The 19,217-nt window shown below is 64.7% G+C and carries 15 protein-coding genes and 2 tRNA genes; 10 read left to right on the plus strand and 7 right to left on the minus strand.

Annotated features, from left to right (window positions below):
• Window positions 1-6: 6 nt before the first annotated feature.
• The 4 genes from O9281_RS05370 (at window position 7) to O9281_RS05385 (ending at window position 4,273) form a co-directional block, all read left to right on the plus strand.
• Complete coding sequence (locus tag O9281_RS05370) at window positions 7-279, plus strand: HU family DNA-binding protein (protein WP_298183558.1); 273 nt, start codon at window positions 7-9, stop codon at window positions 277-279.
• 147 nt (window positions 280-426) lie between these two features.
• Window positions 427-705 carry a hypothetical protein gene (locus O9281_RS05375; RefSeq protein ID WP_298183559.1) on the plus strand — a complete coding sequence of 93 codons (279 nt, stop codon included), beginning with the start codon at window positions 427-429 and terminating at the stop codon, window positions 703-705.
• A gap of 86 nt (window positions 706-791) precedes the next feature.
• Entirely contained in the window at window positions 792-3,497 is a 2,706-nt protein-coding gene (gene secA / locus O9281_RS05380; protein ID WP_298183560.1) for a preprotein translocase subunit SecA, read from the plus strand.
• Between the two features lie 41 nt (window positions 3,498-3,538).
• The gene (locus O9281_RS05385; protein ID WP_298183562.1) at window positions 3,539-4,273 is read left to right on the plus strand and encodes a sulfite exporter TauE/SafE family protein; all 735 of its coding nucleotides are present in this window, start codon (window positions 3,539-3,541) and stop codon (window positions 4,271-4,273) included.
• 4 nt (window positions 4,274-4,277) lie between these two features.
• Here the strand turns inward: O9281_RS05385 and O9281_RS05390 are convergent, their stop codons facing one another.
• The 3 genes from O9281_RS05390 to O9281_RS05400 all read right to left on the minus strand — a co-directional run bounded on the left by O9281_RS05390 (window position 4,278) and on the right by O9281_RS05400 (window position 5,649).
• Complete coding sequence (locus O9281_RS05390) at window positions 4,278-4,511, minus strand: hypothetical protein (protein WP_298183564.1); 234 nt, start codon at window positions 4,509-4,511, stop codon at window positions 4,278-4,280.
• Window positions 4,512-4,726: 215 nt separating this feature from the next.
• A tRNA-Asn gene (locus tag O9281_RS05395) sits at window positions 4,727-4,801 on the minus strand.
• A 68-nt stretch (window positions 4,802-4,869) separates the two neighbouring features.
• Entirely contained in the window at window positions 4,870-5,649 is a 780-nt protein-coding gene (locus O9281_RS05400) for an NAD kinase (protein ID WP_298183566.1), read from the minus strand.
• 105 nt (window positions 5,650-5,754) lie between these two features.
• Here O9281_RS05400 and O9281_RS05405 point away from each other — a divergent pair, with 105 nt between their 5' ends.
• Window positions 5,755-7,041, plus strand: coding sequence for a GGDEF domain-containing phosphodiesterase (locus tag O9281_RS05405; RefSeq protein WP_298183567.1), 1,287 nt, complete (start codon window positions 5,755-5,757; stop codon window positions 7,039-7,041).
• On the opposite strand, the gene mfd is transcribed toward O9281_RS05405, so the two are convergent.
• Complete coding sequence (gene mfd, locus O9281_RS05410) at window positions 7,038-10,529, minus strand: transcription-repair coupling factor (protein ID WP_298183569.1); 3,492 nt, start codon at window positions 10,527-10,529, stop codon at window positions 7,038-7,040. The two genes, O9281_RS05405 and mfd, sit on opposite strands and share 4 nt — an antisense overlap.
• Before the next feature lie 91 nt (window positions 10,530-10,620).
• Window positions 10,621-10,887, minus strand: a complete 267-nt coding sequence (locus tag O9281_RS05415; RefSeq protein WP_298183571.1) for a succinate dehydrogenase assembly factor 2 — start codon at window positions 10,885-10,887, stop codon at window positions 10,621-10,623.
• Window positions 10,888-10,994: 107 nt separating this feature from the next.
• On the opposite strand from O9281_RS05415, the gene recG reads away from it, so the two are divergent.
• Window positions 10,995-13,052 carry an ATP-dependent DNA helicase RecG gene (recG, locus tag O9281_RS05420; protein ID WP_298183573.1) on the plus strand — a complete coding sequence of 686 codons (2,058 nt, stop codon included), beginning with the start codon at window positions 10,995-10,997 and terminating at the stop codon, window positions 13,050-13,052.
• Window positions 13,053-14,387: 1,335 nt separating this feature from the next.
• Here recG and O9281_RS05425 read toward each other — a convergent pair.
• Window positions 14,388-14,996, minus strand: a complete 609-nt coding sequence (locus tag O9281_RS05425; RefSeq protein WP_298183575.1) for a murein L,D-transpeptidase catalytic domain family protein — start codon at window positions 14,994-14,996, stop codon at window positions 14,388-14,390.
• Window positions 14,997-15,201: 205 nt separating this feature from the next.
• On the opposite strand from O9281_RS05425, the gene O9281_RS05430 reads away from it, so the two are divergent.
• Entirely contained in the window at window positions 15,202-15,645 is a 444-nt protein-coding gene (locus O9281_RS05430; protein WP_298183577.1) for a DUF3429 domain-containing protein, read from the plus strand.
• An 18-nt stretch (window positions 15,646-15,663) separates the two neighbouring features.
• On the opposite strand, the gene O9281_RS05435 is transcribed toward O9281_RS05430, so the two are convergent.
• A tRNA-Pro gene (locus tag O9281_RS05435) sits at window positions 15,664-15,740 on the minus strand.
• A 99-nt stretch (window positions 15,741-15,839) separates the two neighbouring features.
• Here O9281_RS05435 and thyA point away from each other — a divergent pair.
• From thyA to O9281_RS05450, 3 genes are all read left to right on the plus strand, one after another.
• Window positions 15,840-16,796: a thymidylate synthase gene (thyA, locus tag O9281_RS05440; RefSeq protein WP_298183579.1), complete on the plus strand. Its 957-nt coding sequence runs from the start codon at window positions 15,840-15,842 to the stop codon at window positions 16,794-16,796.
• 92 nt (window positions 16,797-16,888) lie between these two features.
• Window positions 16,889-18,190, plus strand: coding sequence for a 3-methyl-2-oxobutanoate dehydrogenase (2-methylpropanoyl-transferring) subunit alpha (locus O9281_RS05445; RefSeq protein WP_298183581.1), 1,302 nt, complete (start codon window positions 16,889-16,891; stop codon window positions 18,188-18,190).
• Window positions 18,187-19,215: an alpha-ketoacid dehydrogenase subunit beta gene (locus tag O9281_RS05450; RefSeq protein WP_298183583.1), complete on the plus strand. Its 1,029-nt coding sequence runs from the start codon at window positions 18,187-18,189 to the stop codon at window positions 19,213-19,215. The genes O9281_RS05445 and O9281_RS05450 overlap by 4 nt, the downstream gene beginning before the upstream one ends.
• Window positions 19,216-19,217: the final 2 nt, after the last annotated feature.

Here is a 19,217-nt window from a genome sequence, read left to right on the forward strand (position 1 = left end):
TTTCCCATGAACAAGAACGACCTGATCAGCGCCGTCGCCGACGCCAGCGGCCTCACCAAGAGCGATGCCACCAAGGCCGTCGAAGGCGTTTTCGACGCGATCACCGGCGCCCTGAAGAAGGGTGATGAAGTGCGCCTCGTTGGCTTCGGCACCTTCTCGGTCGCCAAGCGCAAGGCTTCGACCGGCCGCAACCCGCGCACTGGCGAGCCGATGAAGATCAAGGCTTCGGCCCAGCCGAAGTTCAAGGCGGGCAAGGGTCTCAAGGACGCTGTGAACTAAGCAGCGCTTCCGGCGACCGCAACGCCTCGCGGTCGGCCCAGCCAAGGACGCCGCGCTTGCCATTGGCAGGCGCGGCGTTAGGCTTTTCGGGCACGGCGAAGCGGGCAGGGTGGACGATTGGTGCTGGCGGCCCTATATCGCTCGGAGATGACACGCATTCTCCTTGCCATTTTGGCCCTGATGACGGGGCTTGTCGCGCAGGCCGGTCCGGCCCAGGCGCGGATGAATGGCGCCGCGGAGACAGAGATCGGCGCGTCTGACAACTCGCGCAGTGCAGCCCGTACTTCCGCGACCCAGGGCCAGCCAATCGACGCGCCGGTCGCGCAAAAGGAACGGCGCGAGCGCGACGCGCAGCGCGTGCGTCCGGCACGGGGCCGCGTCTTCATTCCGTCCGTATTGCTGGGTGTCGATCGCGCGCTGGAATAGCGTCGGCTGAATTGCCCCAAGATCGCGCTGCGGCCTGATTGCGGTCGTGCGCCAATGCCTGTTCATCCAATCAGTGGAATCATCCTATGCTCGGCGCCATTGCCAAGGCCATTTTCGGCTCGTCCAACGATCGTTACGTCAAGTCGCTCGACAAGATCGTTCGCCAGATCAACGCTTTCGAACCAACCATCGCGGCGCTGACCGATGAAGAACTGGCGGCCCAGACCGACAAGTTCCGCCGCCAGCTGGACGAGGGCAAGACTCTCGAGGATATCCTGCCCGAAGCCTTTGCCACCGTGCGCGAGGCCGGCAAGCGCCGCATGGGGATGCGCCACTTCGATGTGCAGATGATCGGCGGGATCGTGCTGCACCGGGGCGAGATCGCGGAAATGCGCACCGGCGAGGGCAAGACCCTGGTTGCGACGGTCGCGGTCTATCTCAATGCGCTGGAGGGCAAGGGGGTTCATGTCGTCACCGTCAACGACTACCTGGCCAAGCGCGACGCGGAGTGGATGGGGCAGATCTATCGTTTCCTCGGCCTGACGGTGGGGGTGATTGTCCCCAACCTCAGCGAGGATGAGCGGCGAGCCGCCTATAACTGCGACATCACCTACGCGACCAACAACGAGCTGGGCTTCGATTACCTGCGCGACAACATGAAGCAGGAGCGGGGCCAGATGGTGCACCGCCCGTTCAACTTCGCGATCGTCGACGAGGTGGACTCGATCCTGATCGACGAAGCCCGTACGCCGCTGATCATCTCCGGTCCGACCGATGACAAGAGCGAGATGTACGTAGCGGTCGACGCGATCGTGAAGCAGATCAGCGAAGAGCATTACGACAAGGACGAGAAGACCAAGAGCATCACCCTGACCGAAGACGGGGTCGAATGGGCCGAGCGCCAGCTTGAGGCGGCTGGCCTGCTGGTCGGCTCGAACCTCTACGATGTCGAGAATACCCAGGTCGTCCACCACCTTGACCAGAGCCTCAAGGCCAACGTGATGTTCAAGCGGGACATCGACTATATCGTGAAGGACGGGAAGGTCGTCATCATCGACGAGTTCACCGGGCGCATGATGGATGGCCGCCGCTGGTCCAATGGCCTGCACCAGGCGGTGGAAGCCAAGGAAGGGGTGCGGATCGAGCCCGAGAACCAGACCATGGCCTCGATCACCTTCCAGAACTATTTCCGCATGTACCCCAAGCTGGCGGGTATGACCGGGACCGCTGCGACCGAGGCGGCCGAATTCTTCGACATCTACCGGATGAACGTGGTGACCATTCCCACCAACGTGCCGGTGCAGCGGATCGACGAGGAAGACGAATTCTACAAGAACACCGCCGACAAGTTCCAGGCGATTGCCCGCCTGATCCGCGAAAAGAACGAGATCGGCCAGCCGGTGCTGGTCGGCACCGTGTCGATCGAGAAGTCGGAGCTGCTTTCCGACTATCTCAACAAGGAAGGGGTGAAGCACAACGTGCTCAATGCCCGCTTCCACGAAATGGAAGCCCACATCGTGGCCCAGGCAGGCCGGCTTGGTGCGGTAACCATTGCCACTAACATGGCCGGGCGCGGGACCGACATCAAACTGGGCGGCAACGCCGAGTTCCGGATCGATGACGAACTCAGGGACATGCCCGAAGGGGCTGAGCGCGATGCCGCCGTGGCGAAGATCGAAGCTGAGGTCGAAGCCGAAAAGCAGCAGGTGCTGGCCGCCGGCGGCCTGTGCGTGATCGGGACCGAACGGCACGAAAGCCGCCGCATCGACAACCAGCTGCGGGGCCGTTCGGGTCGCCAGGGTGACCCGGGGCTGAGCAAGTTCTATCTCTGCCTCGAGGATGACCTGCTGCGGATCTTCGGACCCGACACGCTGTTCTCCAAGATGATGAATTCGAACCTTGCCGATGGCGAGGCGATCGGGTCGCGGTGGCTCTCGAAGGCGATTGAGACCGCGCAGAAGAAGGTCGAGGCGCGCAACTACGACATCCGCAAGCAGGTCGTCGAATACGACAACGTCATGAACGACCAGCGCAAGGTGATCTACGAGCAGCGCGCCGACATCATGGATGCCGAAGCGATCGACGACGTGGTGATCGACATGCGCCACGATACCGTCAACGCGCTGGTCGGACTGGCCTGTCCGCCCAATTCCTATCCGGAGCAGTGGGACATCGAGGGCCTGCAGCTGCGGGTGGGCGAGGTACTGGGGCTCGACGCGCCGATCAGTGAATGGCTGCAGGAAGACGGGCTCGAGCCTGAAACCATCGAGGAGCGCCTCGTCGCGCTGGCCGATGAAAAGGCTGCGGCCAAGATTGGCGAAGATGCTGCGATCTGGCGCCAGGTTGAAAAGCAGGTGCTGCTGGAACGTCTCGACCATTACTGGAAGGAGCACCTGGCGACGCTGGATGCCCTGCGTCAGGTGGTGTTCCTGCGCGCCTATGCCCAGAAGCAGCCGATCAACGAATACAAGCAGGAAGCCTTTGGCCTGTTCGAGAAGATGCTGGAGAGGATCCGCGAGGACGTGACCCGCATCCTGATGAACAGCGAACTGCGGATGCCCGATCCGATCGACCTGCCGGAACTGCCGGACTTCCTGACCAGCCACATCGATCCGTTCAGCGGCGAGAACGATTCTGTCTCGACGCCCGGGGCCATGGCAATGATGGGTGCGCTGGGCACCGGTGCAGCGGCGGCAGAGGATCCCTATGCCTCGATGGGCCTGTCGCGCAATGCGCAGTGCCCCTGTGGTTCGGGCCAGAAGTACAAACACTGCCACGGCGCAGCGAACTAGGACCGCCGACGGGCGCGGCGCTGATGGTGGAGGGCTGAGCGATGGGCCTGCTCACGCTCGGCTTCTTCGCAACCGCGCTGCTTTACGCCTCGGTCGGGTTCGGGGGTGGATCGACTTACAGCGCCCTGCTGGCGCTGGCGGAATTCGATTATCGCCTGCTGCCGATTGTCAGCCTGGCCTGCAATATCCTGGTCGTGACCGGCAGCACGATCCGCTTTGGGCGGGCCGGGCTGGTGCCGTGGCGGCGGGCGCTGACCTTGTCGTTGATTGCAGCGCCGCTGGCCTTCCTCGGTGGGCTGACCCCGATCAGGGAAGAAACGTTTCTGTTCATTCTGGGGCTTTGCCTGGTCCTGGCCGGACTGGCGCTGTTTCTGCCGCGGGCGCCAGAACGTGAAAGCGAGCCGGCCGTTGCGGCGCGCTGGATGGGCCTGGCCGCGGGGCCGTTGGGATATCTGGCCGGCCTGGTGGGAATTGGCGGAGGCATCTTCCTGGCCCCCTTGCTGCACCTCACCCGCTGGGCCCGTGCAAGGGAAATCGCGGCCACCGCGAGCCTGTTCATCCTGATCAATTCGATTGCCGGGCTGGCGGGGCAGCTTGCCAAGAATGGTCCCGAGCGGTTCGGGGAGGCGCTGGGAGGAGCCTTGCCACTGCTGGTTGCGGTTGTGATCGGCGGGCAACTGGGCAGCCTCGCGGCCCAACGGCTGTTGCCGGACTGGCTGATCCGCTGGCTGACCGCAGGCCTGACGATCTGGGTGGGCGGGCGCCTGCTGGTCTGATTCCCTAGCGCAGCCGCTCGATCAAGCTGCGGACCGGTGCGGGAGAATGCCACAAAGCAATCGCCAGCACTGCCGTTAGTCCGACAGCGAACAGCGCCATTGCCAAGGGGATCGTGATCCCGCAGGTCAACCCTCCGATCAACGAAAGGGACGCGTAACCGGCCGATACGATCTTGACCGCGCGATAACCTGACATTGTCAGGTCGAAACCGGGTTCAAGCAGAAACAACAGCAGCAACTGTGCGGAAATCTGAAGGAGCAAAGCTGCGATGAAAGCCGATAACGCCAACGTTTATCCCACCCTGCTTGCTGGGCATGGCTAATTGTAACCATTTGTCGCAGAATGTAGCGTCACGCAACAGAGAGTAAAGCTGGTAAAGTCACTTAGCTAAAAGTCGTCGCACCGAGGGACATGCGATCGATGCGGCTTAGCCTAACAATGTGCAGGAAAAGTGGCTCCCTGAGTAGGATTCGAACCTACGGCCGCTCGATTAACAGTCGAGAGCTCTACCGCTGAGCTATCAGGGAGCAGTCCCGTTTCCGGGACAGGAGCGCGCCTATAACAGCGCTTTTCGGTTTGGCAAGCGGGTGAAAGCCTAGAACTGGAACTGCTCGGAAAAAATCCGTTCCTCAAGCGTCTTGCCCGGATCGAACAGCAGGGTCAGCGCCTGGTCCGGTGCAGCACGCACCTTTACCGCCAGGATATCGCGCAGTTCCTTCTGGTCGGCCACGGCCGCCACGGGCCGCTTTAGCGGGTCGAGTACGCGAAAATCGATCACGTAATGATCGGGCAGGATCGCACCGCGCCAACGGCGGGGGCGGAACGGGCTGATCGGGGTCAGGGCCAGCATGGCCGAACCCAGCGGCAAGATCGGGCCATTGGCAGAAAGGTTGTAGGCGGTCGATCCGGCCGGTGTGGCCACCAGGATGCCGTCGCAGGCCAGATCCGGCACCCGGACCTTGCCGTTCACCGAAACTTCGAGCCGCGCGGTCTGCCGCGTTTCGCGCAGCAGCGAGACCTCGTTGATCGCGTAAAAGCTCTCTTCCGTCCCCTTGCCGGTGGTGGCGGTCATTTCGAGCGGCGCAACCGCAATGCGGCGGGCCTTCGCGACGCGCTCAGCCAGGGTGCGCTTGCCCGAAGGATTGTTCATCAGAAAGCCGACAGTGCCCTGATTGACGCCGTATGCGGGGAGGACCCGCCCGCCGTCGAGCATGTGGTGCAGGGTCTGCAGCATGAAACCGTCACCACCCAGCACGACAGCGGCATCGGCCTGATCCTCGGGCACGAACTCTTCGCGCCCGCGAAGTGCGACGGCGGCTTCCTGAGCGCGCTCGCTGTCGGAGACAAACAGGGCAAGACGGGGTGCAGCAGCCATGATGAGGGGGTGCATATGGCGCGCGGGCTGCTTTGGCAACGCCAAGCGCGGGAATCCGGAAGGCGGGCAAGGGTTTGGTAGGGCCATCATGATAGACAGCCGGGAATGAGGCAAAGTCTGCCGACCGAACCTGTTCGCGATGGACTGACCGGACTGGTCGGGCGCGATGGCGCGCGGGCGCGGCTGGCGGCATGGCTGGACGAGGGCGCCCAGGTTCAGGCGGTATTGATCGGTCTGCGGCGGTTCGATGCCGTCAATCTGGCCTATGGCGCCCAGACGGGCGATGCCGCGCTGGCGGAAATCGCCAATCGGTTGAAGCATTTCGCTGCGGATGAGCTGCCCGGTGGCTGGTTGCTTTCGCGCAGCGGCGGCGGCCAGTTCCTGCTGATCAGCCGCGATCCGTGCAGTCGCGAAAGCTGGCAGCTGACCGTGGCCCAGTTGCTGGAACGGCTGGCCCGGCCGATCGGCACGCCGGGCGGCACCGTGCGCATCAGCCCCCGGGCCGCCCTGTTGCGAGGCCTGCAGGGCGAGGATGCCGATTCGATGCTCGACCGGCTGGGCCAGGCCCTGGAAAGTCTGGTCAGCCAGCCCGGTCGGCGGTTGGCCTGGGCCGATGGCGAGGCAACGCGGGTGGGGCGCAGCGCGGCCCAGCTGGAAGCCGATCTGCTGCGGGCGATCGATGCCGATCAGATCGAGGTCTTGTTCCAGCCCCAGTACGCCTGCGCCGACGATCGCCTGATCGGGGCTGAGGCGCTGGCGCGCTGGAATCATCCTGAACTGGGCCGGATCGGCGCGGGCGGCCTGTTCGCCATTGCCGAACGGACCGATCATGTGCCGCAATTGTCCCGGCATATCGCCCGTTTGGCTCTCCGCGCGGCGGCGCGCTGGCCGGGGGACCTGCGCCTTTCGTTGAACGTGACGCCCAACGATCTGGCGGCCGGCGATTTTACGGCCAGTTTCGAAGCCTTGCTGAAGGAAAGCCGCTTCCCGGGCTGGCGGCTCACCCTTGAAGTGACCGAGCAGGTCCTGCTGAGCGATGTCAGCGGAGCGGCCCAGGCCTTCACCGCCCTGTCGGCGCGAGGGGTGCGCTTTGCGCTCGATGATTTTGGAGCCGGCTTCTGCAACTTCCGCTATCTTAAGCTCTTGCCGCTGCATTACCTCAAGCTGGATCGGTCGATGATCGAGGGCGTGGCCGCCGATCCCCGCGATCTTGCTGTGCTGCGCGCAATCATTGCCATGGCCCGGGCGCTTGACCTGCAGGTCATTGCCGAAGGCGTCGAGAACGACACGCAGCGCCTGCTGGCACGCGCCGAAGGCTGCTCCGTCTACCAGGGCTTCCTGCGCTCCGCGCCGCTTTTCGCGGAATCATTCCTGACCGAAGCGCTGGGTTAGCCTTTCGCCTTGCGCGCAATGCTGCTGAGCCCCTTGGTGAGCTGGAACAGACCGTTCAGCCGCGCCTGTGGATCGCCCCAGGCGCGCTGGACCACGATCTTGCTGTCAGGCCGCAGCTTGATTGCGCCAGCCAGCCGCTCGGCATAGGCGATCAGGCCCTGCGGATCGGGGAAGCGGTCCTCGTGGAAGGCGACCAGCGTTCCCTTCGCGCCGACATCGATCTTGGCGATATTGGCAATGATGGCCTGCTGCTTGATCTGGATGAGCTTGACCAGGTTGGCTGTGGGCGCGGGCAGGGGGCCGAAGCGGTCGATCATCTCGGCCGAGATCGCCTCCAGTTCGCCATGATCCTCCGCATCGTTTAGACGGCGATAGAGCGCCATGCGCACGGCGAGGTCCGGCACATAGTCTTCCGGGATCATGATCGGGGCATCGACGGTGATCTGCGGCGAGAGCGCGTGGCGTTCCTTTGCAATGCCCATGTCACCGGCCTTGGCGGCCAGGATCGCATCCTCCAGCATCGACTGGTAGAGTTCGAAGCCGACTTCGCGGATGTGGCCCGATTGCTCGTCACCCAGCAGGTTGCCGGCGCCGCGGATGTCGAGATCATGGCTGGCCAGCTGGAAACCCGCGCCGAGCGAATCGAGATCGCCCAGCACTTTCAGCCGCTTTTCCGCCACTTCCGAGAGGACCATGTCGGCCGGCGTGGTCAGATAGGCATAGGCCCGCAGCTTGGCGCGCCCCACGCGCCCGCGCAGCTGGTAAAGCTGGGCGAGGCCAAACCGGTCCGCGCGGTGGATGATGATCGTGTTGGCGCTCGGGATATCGAGCCCGCTTTCGACGATGGTGGTGGAAAGCAGCACTTCGTACTTCTTCTCGTAGAAGGCGCTCATCCGCTCTTCCACTTCGGTCGCGCCCATCTGGCCTTGGGCGGTGACGAAGCGGACCTCGGGCACGGTGTCGCGCAGCCACTTCTCCACTTCTTCCATGTCGGCAATGCGCGGCACGATGATGAAGCTCTGCCCGCCGCGATGATGTTCGCGCAGCAGCGCTTCGCGCATCACCATGCTGTCCCATTCCATCACATAGGTGCGGACGGCGAGGCGATCGACCGGCGGGGTCTGGATGGTCGACAGTTCGCGCAGGCCGCTCATCGCCATCTGCAGCGTGCGCGGGATCGGCGTGGCGGTGAGGGTGAGGACGTGCACATTGCTGCGCAACTGCTTCAGCGCTTCCTTGTGGTTGACGCCGAACCGCTGCTCCTCGTCGACGATAACCAGCCCGAGCCGCTTGAACTTGACCGACTTGGACAGGATCGCGTGGGTTCCGACCACGATATCCACCGTGCCATCGGTCAGCCCATCGCGGGTGGCGGTGGCTTCCTTGGCCGGGACCAGGCGCGAAAGGCGGCCGATGTTGAGCGGGAAGCCGGCAAAGCGTTCGACGAAATTGCTGTAATGCTGACGGGCGAGCAGGGTCGTGGGGGCCACGACCGCGACCTGCTGACCGCCCATCGCCGCAACAAAGGCCGCGCGCAGGGCCACCTCGGTCTTGCCGAAGCCGACATCGCCGCAGACCAGTCGGTCCATCGGGCGGCCGGCGGACAAGTCCTCCAGCACATCCTCGATCGCGCGTTCCTGGTCCTCGGTTTCGGCCCAGGAGAAGCGGTCGGCGAACTGGTCATAGCTGGCCTGTTCCGGCACCAGCGCCGGGGCGGTGCGCAGGGCACGCTGGGCCGCGGTCCTAAGCAGTTCGTGCGCGATCTCGCGGATGCGCTCCTTCAGGCGGGCCTTGCGCCGCTGCCAGCCTTCGCCGCCCAGCCGGTCCAGCGCGACCAGCTCGCTGTCGCTGCCATAGCGGCTGAGGACGTCGATATTCTCGACCGGGATGTAGAGCTTGTCCCCCCCGGCATAGGTCAGCATCACGCAGTCGTGCGGCGATTTGCCGACCGGGATCGACTGGAGCCCTTCGTAGCGGCCGATCCCGTGGTCCATGTGCACCACCAGGTCACCGGGGGTCAGCGCGGCCAGTTCGGCGAGGAAGGCATCGGCCGATTTCTTGCGCTTCTTGCGGCGCACCAGCCGGTCACCCAGCAGGTCCTGCTCGGTGACAAGTTCCAGTCCGGCGTTCGAAAACCCGCTGTCGAGCGGCAGGATGAGGGCCACCGGCACGCCCTTGGCGGCGAGGCCCAGCGCCTCCTGCCAGCTGTCCGCCTCGACCGGGGCGGGCTTGACCGCTTCGCCCAGGATCGAGGCAATCCGCGCCCGGCTGCCGGCGGAATAGCAGGCGATCAGCGCCTTGCGGCCCTGGACGGCCTGGCCGGTGAGATAGCGCGCGGCGGCTTCGTAGACATTGTCGCCGCGGGCGCGTTCCGGGGCGAAATCGCGGGCCGAGGCGAAGCCGAAGTCGACCACCGTGCCGCTTTCGGGCTGGGCGAAGATATCGGCCTTGTGGATCGGCCAGTTTGCCTGCTTTTCCGCCAGTTCCGCCCGGCCAAGATAGAGCGCATCGGGCGTCAGCGGGCGATAGGAACCGGCGGCCTTTCCGAAGGTATCAGAGCGGGTGGCAAAGTAGTCTGCAATGTCACTCAAACGTTCCTCGGATGCGCCCAAGGCGGCACTGTCGACTACCACCAGGTCACCCGGCGCCAGATGATCGAACAGGGTGACGACCCGGTCCTCGAACAGCGGCAGCCAATGCTCCATCCCGGCCAGGCGACGCCCATCGCTGATCGCATGGTAGAGCGGATCGCCGGTCGCATTGGCGCCGAACAGTTCGCGGTAGCGGGTGCGGAAGCGCTTGACGCTGTCCTCGTCGAGCAGGGCCTCGCTGGCGGGCAGCAGCAGGTGCTGTTCGACCACCCCGGTCGAGCGCTGGGTATTGGGATCGAACAGCCGCAGCGTTTCCAGCTCGTCCCCGAAGAAGTCGAGCCGCAGCCCGGCATCGAGGCCCGAAGGGTAGATATCGAAGATCGAACCGCGCACGGCATATTCGCCGGCGTCGACCACGGTATCGGTGCGCGAATAGCCCTGGCGCTGGAGGAGCGCGATCAGGCTCTCCCGCCCGATCTCCATGCCCGGTTTCAGCAGCCGCACCGATTCGCGGATGCGGAACGGGGTGAGCACGCGTTGCAGCACGGCGTTGATCGTGGTGACGAGCAGCTGCGGCCCCCCATCCTGCTTCTGGCCAGCCTTGCCCTGCAAGCGGTGCAGCGCCGCCAGCCGCCGCGCGCTGACCGACAGGGCGGGGCTGGCGCGGTCATAGGGCAGGCAATCCCAGGCCGGGAAGGTCAGAACTTCCAGCTCGGGCGCAAAGTAGGCGGCGGTATCGGCCACGGCCTGCATCGCCGCCTCGTCCGCCGCGATGAACACGGCCCGGCCGTTCGCCGCCCGCGCCAGGTCCGCCAGCACCAGCGGCTGTGCGCCGCGCGCCAGGCCGGAGAGGGTCAGCGGCGCCTTGGCGCCAAGGATCTTGTTCAGGTCAGGCATGGTTCGCACAACAGCAATTGCCCCGCGGGCCATTTTTGCGGCCAGCGGGGTGGGAATCGGGCCTGCGCCTTAGCGCGGGTTTACCAGCCTGTCAGCGCGGGATTTCGACGTAGTCCAGCTTGCGGAAAGCATCCATCAGCGCGCCGCGATATTCGGTCGGTACATCCAGCGTGCCGAGCGCCCAGCCCATGATGTCCACGTCTTCTTCTTCCAGCAGGGCCTCGAACCAGGCGATTTCCGCTTCGCCCCATTCGGCGTGATAACGATCGAAGAAGCCGCCGATCATGTAATCGGCTTCGCGCGTGCCGCGATGCCAGGCGCGGAACTTCAGGCGGCGGAGACGGTCGGCATTGTCCATGCGCGGCGGTTATCACTAACGTCATCCCGGCGAAAGCCGGGATCGCTGCCGTCGCACCACCGCGATCCCGACTTTCGCCGGCATGACGGATCAGGCAATAGGGTGTCATGCGTCCCGAGCGGCTCAATCCCCTGTTCGTCGCGGCTGACAGCCTGAAGGGTGTCGGCCCGGGGCTGGCGCGTCCGCTGGAGAAGCTGGGGCTGACCCGGGTGAAGGACTTTGCCTATCACCTGCCGGACCGCTTTGTTGAGCGCCGCGCCGTGGCCAACCTCGACGAGGCCAGCGTGGGCGAGAATATCGTCGTGGCGCTGACCCCGGCGGAATATCGCAGCTCGGCCGGGCGCGGGCCGTTCCGCGTGCTGGCCACGGATAGCATCGGCAATGTCTGCTCGATCACCTATTTTGGGCGCAACACCGCCTGGGCGAAGAAGCAGTTGCCGCTGGGCGAGCCGCGCTGGATCGCCGGGCGGCTCGACCAATATGGCCAGATGCTGCAGATCGTGCACCCCGATCACGTGGCCGAAGCTGGCGCGGCGGCGCTGGGGCAACTGGTGGAGCCGGTCTATCCCCTGTCCGAAGGGTTGACCCAGGGGCGGCTCGCAGCATTGGTCGAGCAGGCGCTGGCCGGCATTCCCGCTTTGCCCGAATGGATCGAGCCGGGCCTGCTCGACAAGCTGCAATGGCCCGCCTGGCGCGATGCCCTGGCCCTGGCGCACAAGGGGCCGCACGGCGCCGCGCGCGATCGGCTGGCCTATGACGAGCTGCTGGCGAACAGCCTTGCCCTCATGCTGGTGCGGCAATCGAACCGCAAGCAGAGCGGCACGCCGCTGCAAGGCGACGGTTCGCGCCGGGCGCGGCTCAACCTGCCGTTCCCGCTGACCGGCGCGCAGCAACGCGCAATTGCCGAGATCGAGGGCGACCTGGCGCAATCCGCGCCGATGCTGCGCCTGCTGCAGGGCGATGTCGGTTCGGGCAAGACGGTGGTGGCGCTTTCCGCCATGCTGATCGCGGTGGAGGCGGGCGCGCAGGCCGCGCTGCTCGCCCCGACCGAAATCCTCGCCCGCCAGCACCACGAAACGCTGACCCGGTTGGCGGCAGGGACGGGCGTGGAAATTGCGCTGCTGACGGGCCGCGACAAGGGCCGCGCGCGCGAGGCGATCCTGATGGGGCTGCTCGATGGCAGCATCGACATGGTGGTGGGCACTCACGCGATTTTCCAGGACACGGTGACCTACCGCAACCTTGCCATGGTGGTGATTGACGAGCAGCACCGTTTTGGCGTGGGCCAGCGGCTGATGCTGGCGCAAAAGGGCCGCCGCGCGCCGCATTGCCTGGCGATGACCGCCACCCCGATCCCGCGCACGCTGACCCTGGCCCAATATGGCGAGATGGACGTCAGCAAGCTGGACGAGATGCCGCCGGGCCGCCAGCCGATCGATACCCGCGTGGTCGCGGTGGAGCGGCAGGCCGATGTGATCGCCGCCATCGGCCGGCACCTGGAAAGCGGGCAACAGGCCTATTGGGTCTGCCCGATGGTGCGCGAGCAGGAGAACGAGGACCTGGCCGCCGCCGAGGCCCGCCATGCCGAATTGCAGGCCCGCTTTGGCGATGCCGTGGTGCTGGTTCACGGCCAGCTGCGGCCAGAGCTGAAGGACGCGGCGATGGAGCGCTTCGCCCGGGGGGAGGCCAAGTTGTTGGTGGCGACCACCGTGATCGAGGTGGGCGTGGACGTGCCCAATGCCACGCTGATGGTGATCGAACAGGCCGAGCGTTTTGGCCTGGCCCAATTGCACCAGCTGCGCGGCCGGGTGGGGCGGGGCAGTGGGAAGAGCACCTGCCTCCTGCTGCGCGGGCCCATGCTGTCCGAAACCGCTCGGCAACGGCTGGCCCTGATGCGCGAGACGCAGGACGGCTTCCGCCTGGCCGAGGAAGATCTGGCCTTGCGCGGCGGCGGCGAACTGCTGGGCACCCGCCAATCGGGCGACACCCCGTTCCGCGTCGCCAGCCTTGAACAGATCCAGAAGCTTCTGCCGCTGGCCCACGACGACGCCCGCCTGCTGATGGACCGCGACGGCGGCCTCACCGGCGAACGCGGCGCGGCGGCACGGCTGCTGCTCTACCTGTTTGAGCGAGACTGGGGCGTGCAGTTGCTGCGCGGGGGGTAGGGTGGAACAGTCGCTGGGCGGTGAGAGCGTCGTATCTTCAGCAATTCTTTGTTAGAAAACGACTTTTATCCTACGGCAACCTTGCGGTCACTCGATTAACTGATAGATTGAGCGTCATGCGGGTCCAAGCCATAGCCGTTGCTATTCTCTCTACGGCACTGAGTGGCTGTTCATACGTCTATAACATCCTCGCCGTCTTGCGCGACGGGCGGGTCGTTTTCATAGTCGATCCGGCATCATCAAATGCGCCATCATGTGTGCGTCGCGTCGAGGTGTCTGTCGCAGGTTCGGGCGAACGTACATGGCGTGAAAGCGTGGACTATGATGACGCCTGCACCAACAGGTTTCCCATCGTTTACGGATTTGGCTTCAAAGGTCGCAATCAGCCGGATTGGCCGGCAATACAGGCAACTGCGTTGCAGCGAGGTGTCACATACGAAGTTTCGACAACTACCGGTGCGACGGGGTATGGCTCCGGTCGCTTCTCAATACGAGAGGACGGACGCATTGTGAATGAGTCGGCACTGTCAGAAGCGGAAGCACGCCCATGATGACGCCCGCCTGCTGATGGACCGCGATTGGGGCGTGCAATTGCTGCGTGGGGGGTAGGTGCGGGGAAAACTATAATTCCCTTAAATTATTGGAGATATTGCGCTTCAACGAGGTGAAACGCGGGGGCAAACGATATTGGAAATCACCTATGAAAGGCTCAAAGGGTCCTTGGGGTCGTTGTTGCTCGTTTGGGCTTCGGTCGAGAAATCTGTGCGCGTCGAAGTCATTCGCGCTCATGGCAGCCTTCCAGCGAGAGCGCATGGCATTGCGGCTGTACTGCGAACTTGGGAATGCCTGGTAATCGAGTCTAGTCCGGTTAACTCGCTGGGCCCCGTGCTCGCCACCACCCTCCGAGGCCAAGTGCAAGGGCCACTCGATATTCGCAACGGCCTATGCCACGGACTGGTCGGCATTTCGGTTGCGACAGAACAAATGCCTGCCGCGTTGCATTGGGAAATTAACAACGAAGAGTATTGGATCTGTTGGGACGAATTGCAGCGGCAGTTGGCTTGGCTATCCAAGCTTCCAAGAGCCGTTTCGATAATTTCGACCCTGTCCTTGGAGCAACCTGGAAGCAGGGCGACAAACACTGCCGAAAACCGAGAATGGTGGCGATCGGAGTTCTCTCTTAATCTGCCAGAGTCGTGATGTTGCTTGAATGCTGTCTCGAAATGAGGGGTTGCTGGGCCATCGTGGATCGTCACTAAGCCCTCCCGCCATTGCGGTGCAAAGCCCAGCAATCTGAACCTCGGCAGCAATCAGCCGGGCACTTGACCAACCAACCTAAGCCTCTTCCTTCCAGGCATAGAGCAGGCGGCCTTCGCCCAGCATGGCCAGCAGATCGCCGATCTCGCCGCGCGAGACGGCGAAGCAGCCCTGGCTGCGGCCGATCCGGCCCTGGCTGAGCGCGATGCCCTGGTCGACGTAATCGGCGCCGTGGATCACGATGGCGCGGCGTTCGGCGGCCTCGTTCTGCGGTTCCAGCCCGATCAGCCTGCGCGAGCGGCCGTGCTTGCCGACATAGGCCTGGCCGGTGACGAAGGCCCCCTTTGACGAGGCGTTGGAGCCGATCCGGTTGGAGAACCGCTCAGTCCAGCCGGTGGCCGCCGGATCGGAGCCGCTGCCGTGGGCGACGAGCATGGTCCGCAGCACCTTGCCGCCGGTGAGGTCGACCAGCTGGAAGCGCGGCAGGCGCGAATGGGCGGCGAAGTTGACGATCCCGATCCGGTCACGATGCAGGATGCGGTCGGAATGCTGGTCAAGGGCGGCCAGGGCCTGCGGCAGCAGGGCAGGGCTATCGCCGCACAGCGTGGCGGCGAAGCTGCGCGCGGGAACCAGCCCCGCGCTGCCGATAGCCATGGCGCCGAGGAAGTGGCGCCGGTTGAGTTTCATGGGTCTGCGATCCCGAAGTTCGTTTGATCGCGAACTGGGGAGCAACGCTCTGGTTCGCAAGCCGACCGGCCGCCAATGCCGATGAACCGTTCCCTGCTTGCGCCGATCCTGCGGAATTGGGGTGGGGCGGCCCATGGTCCAGCTTCAACGCCCGCCTTGCTGCGGGCATGGCTGAAACAATCGCAATTTGACCGGAGCCTGGCCCATGACCAACCTGCCCCGCGCCGCCCGCCAGCTTGGCCATGCCGGCCTGCTGCCCCAGCTGCTTTGCGCGCTTTACGTGTTTGATGGCGGCATCTGGCAATGGACCGCCCAGGCGATCGCCTTTGGCTATGCCGCGCTGATCTTCAGCTTCCTGGGCGGGGTGTGGTGGGGGATCGGCATTGCCCGGCCGGATGCGCCGCGCTGGATCTTTGGCGTGGCGGTGCTGCCCAGCCTGCTGGCGCTGGCGGCCTATGCGCCGTGGATCATCGGCTGGGAATGGCCGGGGCCGTCGCTGCTGATGATCGGGTTGCTGCTGCTGGGATCGCCGCTGGTCGATCGCGCAATTGGCGGGATGGAGCGCGACTGGCTGGCGCTGCGACTGCGCCTGTCAGTGGGCCTGGGGGTGCTGACGCTGCTGATTGGCGTGGTGGCCGTGCAGGGTTGAGGCCATGCAAGGATGAAATGGTCGGGGAAAGAGGATTCGAACCTCCGGCCCCTGCCTCCCGAAGACAGTGCTCTACCAGGCTGAGCTATTCCCCGACCGATCATCGCCCTCCAGGGAGGGCAAGGCAGGAGCGGGCCTATAGTCAGGCAAGTGCGGGGTGGCAAGCGGGCAATTGCCTGTTTATCGTCTGCCCCATGGCCACCGCCCCGATTCCCTCCGCAACGCCCCGCCAGCCGCACTGGGAATGGCAGTATCTCGACCTGATGCGCCAGATCTGGGAGCAGGGGGATGAGCGGGTGGACCGCACCGGCGTGGGCACCCGCTCGGTCTTTGGCGCGCAGATTCGCTTCGACCTGGGCGGGGGGGCCATGCCGCTGGTCACCACCAAGCGGGTCTACTGGAAGACCGCGGCGCGGGAATTCCTGTGGTTCCTGACCGGCGAGACCAACATCCGTCCGCTCGTGCAGCAGGGGGTGAAGATCTGGAACGAGTGGCCCCACGCCAATTACGTGAAGGCCACTGGTGAGGCGATTTCGGTCGAGGCCTTTGCCGAGCGGATTGCGGCGGACAAGGCCTTTGCCGCGCAATGGGGCGATCTTGGCCCGGTCTATGGCAAGCAATGGGTCGATTGGCCGACTTATGAACCGGCGGGGGATGGCTTGTTCCGCGCCGGGCCGGGGATCAACCAGGTGGCGCAGGTGGTCGACAGCCTGCGCAGCAATCCCGGCAGCCGCCGCCATATCGTCGAGGGCTGGAACGTCGCCGAGCTGGACCGGATGGCTTTGCCCCCGTGCCACAAGACCTATCAGTTCCATATTGGCAGCGGGCGGCTCAACTGTCTCCTCTACCAGCGTAGCTGCGATGTGGCGCTGGGCCTGCCGTTCAACCTGTTCGGCGCGGCACTGTTCACGCGGTTGCTGGCCCAGCAATGCGATCTGGAACCGGGCGAGCTGGTCTGGATGGGCGGGGATACCCATCTTTACCTCAACCACGCCGAACTGGTCGAAGCCCAGCTGGCGCGTGTGCCGTCCGGTAATCCGACCATGGCGATCCTGCGTCGCCCCGAATCGATCTTCGCCTACGCGATCGAGGATTTCGCGGTCGCCGATTACGCCCCGCAGGCCCCGATTTCCGCGCCGGTCGCGGTGTGAGGCGATAGTTGACCTTGTAACCACTTTGAAATAAAATATCGCTCACATGGAATATTGCTTCCGGCTGAATCGGAGGCGGGAGAGCGCGAAGGATGGCCCAGGGACCCGATCCGGCAAGTGGCGCACGCGGCAACCTGCCGCCGCTGTCGCTCCACGTGCCCGAGCCGAATTTCCGGCCGGGCGATCCGGTCGACTATTCGTTTCTGGACATTCCGCCCGCTGGCGCGCTGCCGCGACCGGACGAAACCTGCCCGGCGGTTGAGACCGCTCCGCTCTGCTCGGGCATGGTGCGGGTGCTGGGTGACGATCACCTGGCGACCGGGCCATGGGACCCCAAGCTCGATCCCGAAACGCTGCGCCGGATGCTGCGCGCGATGGCGCTGACCCGCGCCTTCGATGACCGGATGTATCGCGGCCAGCGCCAGGGCAAGACCAGCTTCTACATGAAGTGCACAGGGGAAGAGGCCACCTCGATCGCCTCGACCTTTGCCATCGCCGCCGATGACATGGTGTTCCCCAGCTATCGCCAGCAGGGCGTGTTGATCGCGCGCGGCTATCCGCTGGTCGAGATGATCAACCAGATCTATTCGAACAAGGCGGACAAGCTGAAGGGCCGCCAGCTGCCGATCATGTATTCCTGCCGCGATTACAACTTCTTCACGATCAGCGGCAACCTGGCGACGCAGTATCCCCAGGCGGTCGGCTGGGCCATGGCCTCGGCGATCAAGGGCGACAGCCGGATCGCCACGGCTTGGGTGGGCGAAGGGTCGAGCGCCGAGGGCGATTTCCACGCCGCGATGACCTTTGCCGCGGTCTACAACGCGCCTTGCGTGCTCAATGTCGTCAACAACCAGTGGGCGATTTCCAGCTTTTCGGGCTTTGCCGGGGCGGAGCGCAGCACCTTTGCCAACCGCGCGGTGGGCTATGGCATTGCCGGCATCCGGGTGGACGGCAATGATGCCCTGGCGGTCTATGCCGCGACCCGCTGGGCCGCCAACCGCGCCCGCGCCAATGGCGGGCCGACGCTGATCGAGCACTTCACCTATCGCGCCGAGGGGCATTCGACTTCCGACGATCCGGGCGCCTATCGCTCTGCTCACGAGCGCGAGGAATGGCCGCTCGGCGATCCGATCATGCGGCTGAAGCGGCACCTGATCGCCCTGGGCGAATGGTCGGTCGAACAGCACCAGGCGATGGACGCCGAACTGGTCGACCTGGTCAAGGCGGCGACCAAGGAGGCTGAGAAGAACGGCATCCTGGGCCACGGCTTGCACCACCCGTTCCACACCATGTTCGAGGACGTTTACAAGGAGCTGCCCTGGCACCTCGAGGAACAGGCTGAACAGGCGATCCGAGAACGACAGATCAAGTGGCCCGAATGGAAGCCGGAATGACCGAGGCTACTGGCCGCCGCCTCAACATGATCGAGGCGATCAACGAGGCGCTCCACGTGATGATGGAGCGCGATCCCGATGTCGTCGTCTTCGGGGAGGACGTCGGCTATTTCGGCGGGGTGTTCCGCGCCACGGCGGGCCTCCAGAAGGCCTTCGGCAAGCACCGGGTGTTCGATACCCCGATCAACGAATGCGGGATCATCGGTGCGGCAGTGGGGATGGGGGCCTATGGCCTGCGCCCGGTGCCGGAAATCCAGTTCGCCGATTACATCTATCCGGGTCTGGACCAGCTGATTTCCGAAGCCGCGCGGCTGCGTTATCGTTCGGCCGGGGAATTCATCGCCCCGATCACGGTGCGTTCGCCCTTCGGTGGCGGGATTTTCGGTGGGCAGACCCACAGCCAGTCGCCCGAGGCGCTGTTCACCCATGTGGCGGGCCTCAAGACCGTGATCCCCTGCACGCCCTATGACGCCAAGGGGCTCCTGATCAGCGCGATCGAGGATGATGATCCGGTGATCTTCTTCGAGCCGAAGCGGATCTATAACGGGCCGTTCTCTGGCTATTACGACAAGCCGGTCGAGCCCTGGGCGCGGCACGAGGGCAGCGAGGTGCCCGAAGGCTATTACACCGTCCCGCTGGGCAAGGCGCGGATCGTGCAGGAAGGCGAGGCGATGTCTGTGATCGCCTATGGCACTATGATCCACGTGGCCCAGGCCGTCTGCCGCGAAAAGGGCATCGACGCCGAAATCATCGACCTGCGCACGCTGGTCCCGCTCGACATCGAGACTGTGGAAAAGTCTGTGAAGAAAACCGGCAAATGCCTGATCATCCACGAAGCGACCCGCACGGGTGGCTTCGGGGGAGAGCTTTCGGCGCTGGTGCAGGAGCGCTGCTTCTACCACCTCGAAGCCCCGATCGAACGCGTGACCGGTTTTGACACTCCCTATCCGCACAGCCTGGAATGGGCCTATTTCCCCGGACCGGTCCGCATTGGCGAGGCCGTTGACCGGTTGATGAAAGCGTAACG

This window comes from Novosphingobium sp., from assembly GCF_027531025.1.
Taxonomy (GTDB): domain Bacteria; phylum Pseudomonadota; class Alphaproteobacteria; order Sphingomonadales; family Sphingomonadaceae; genus Novosphingobium.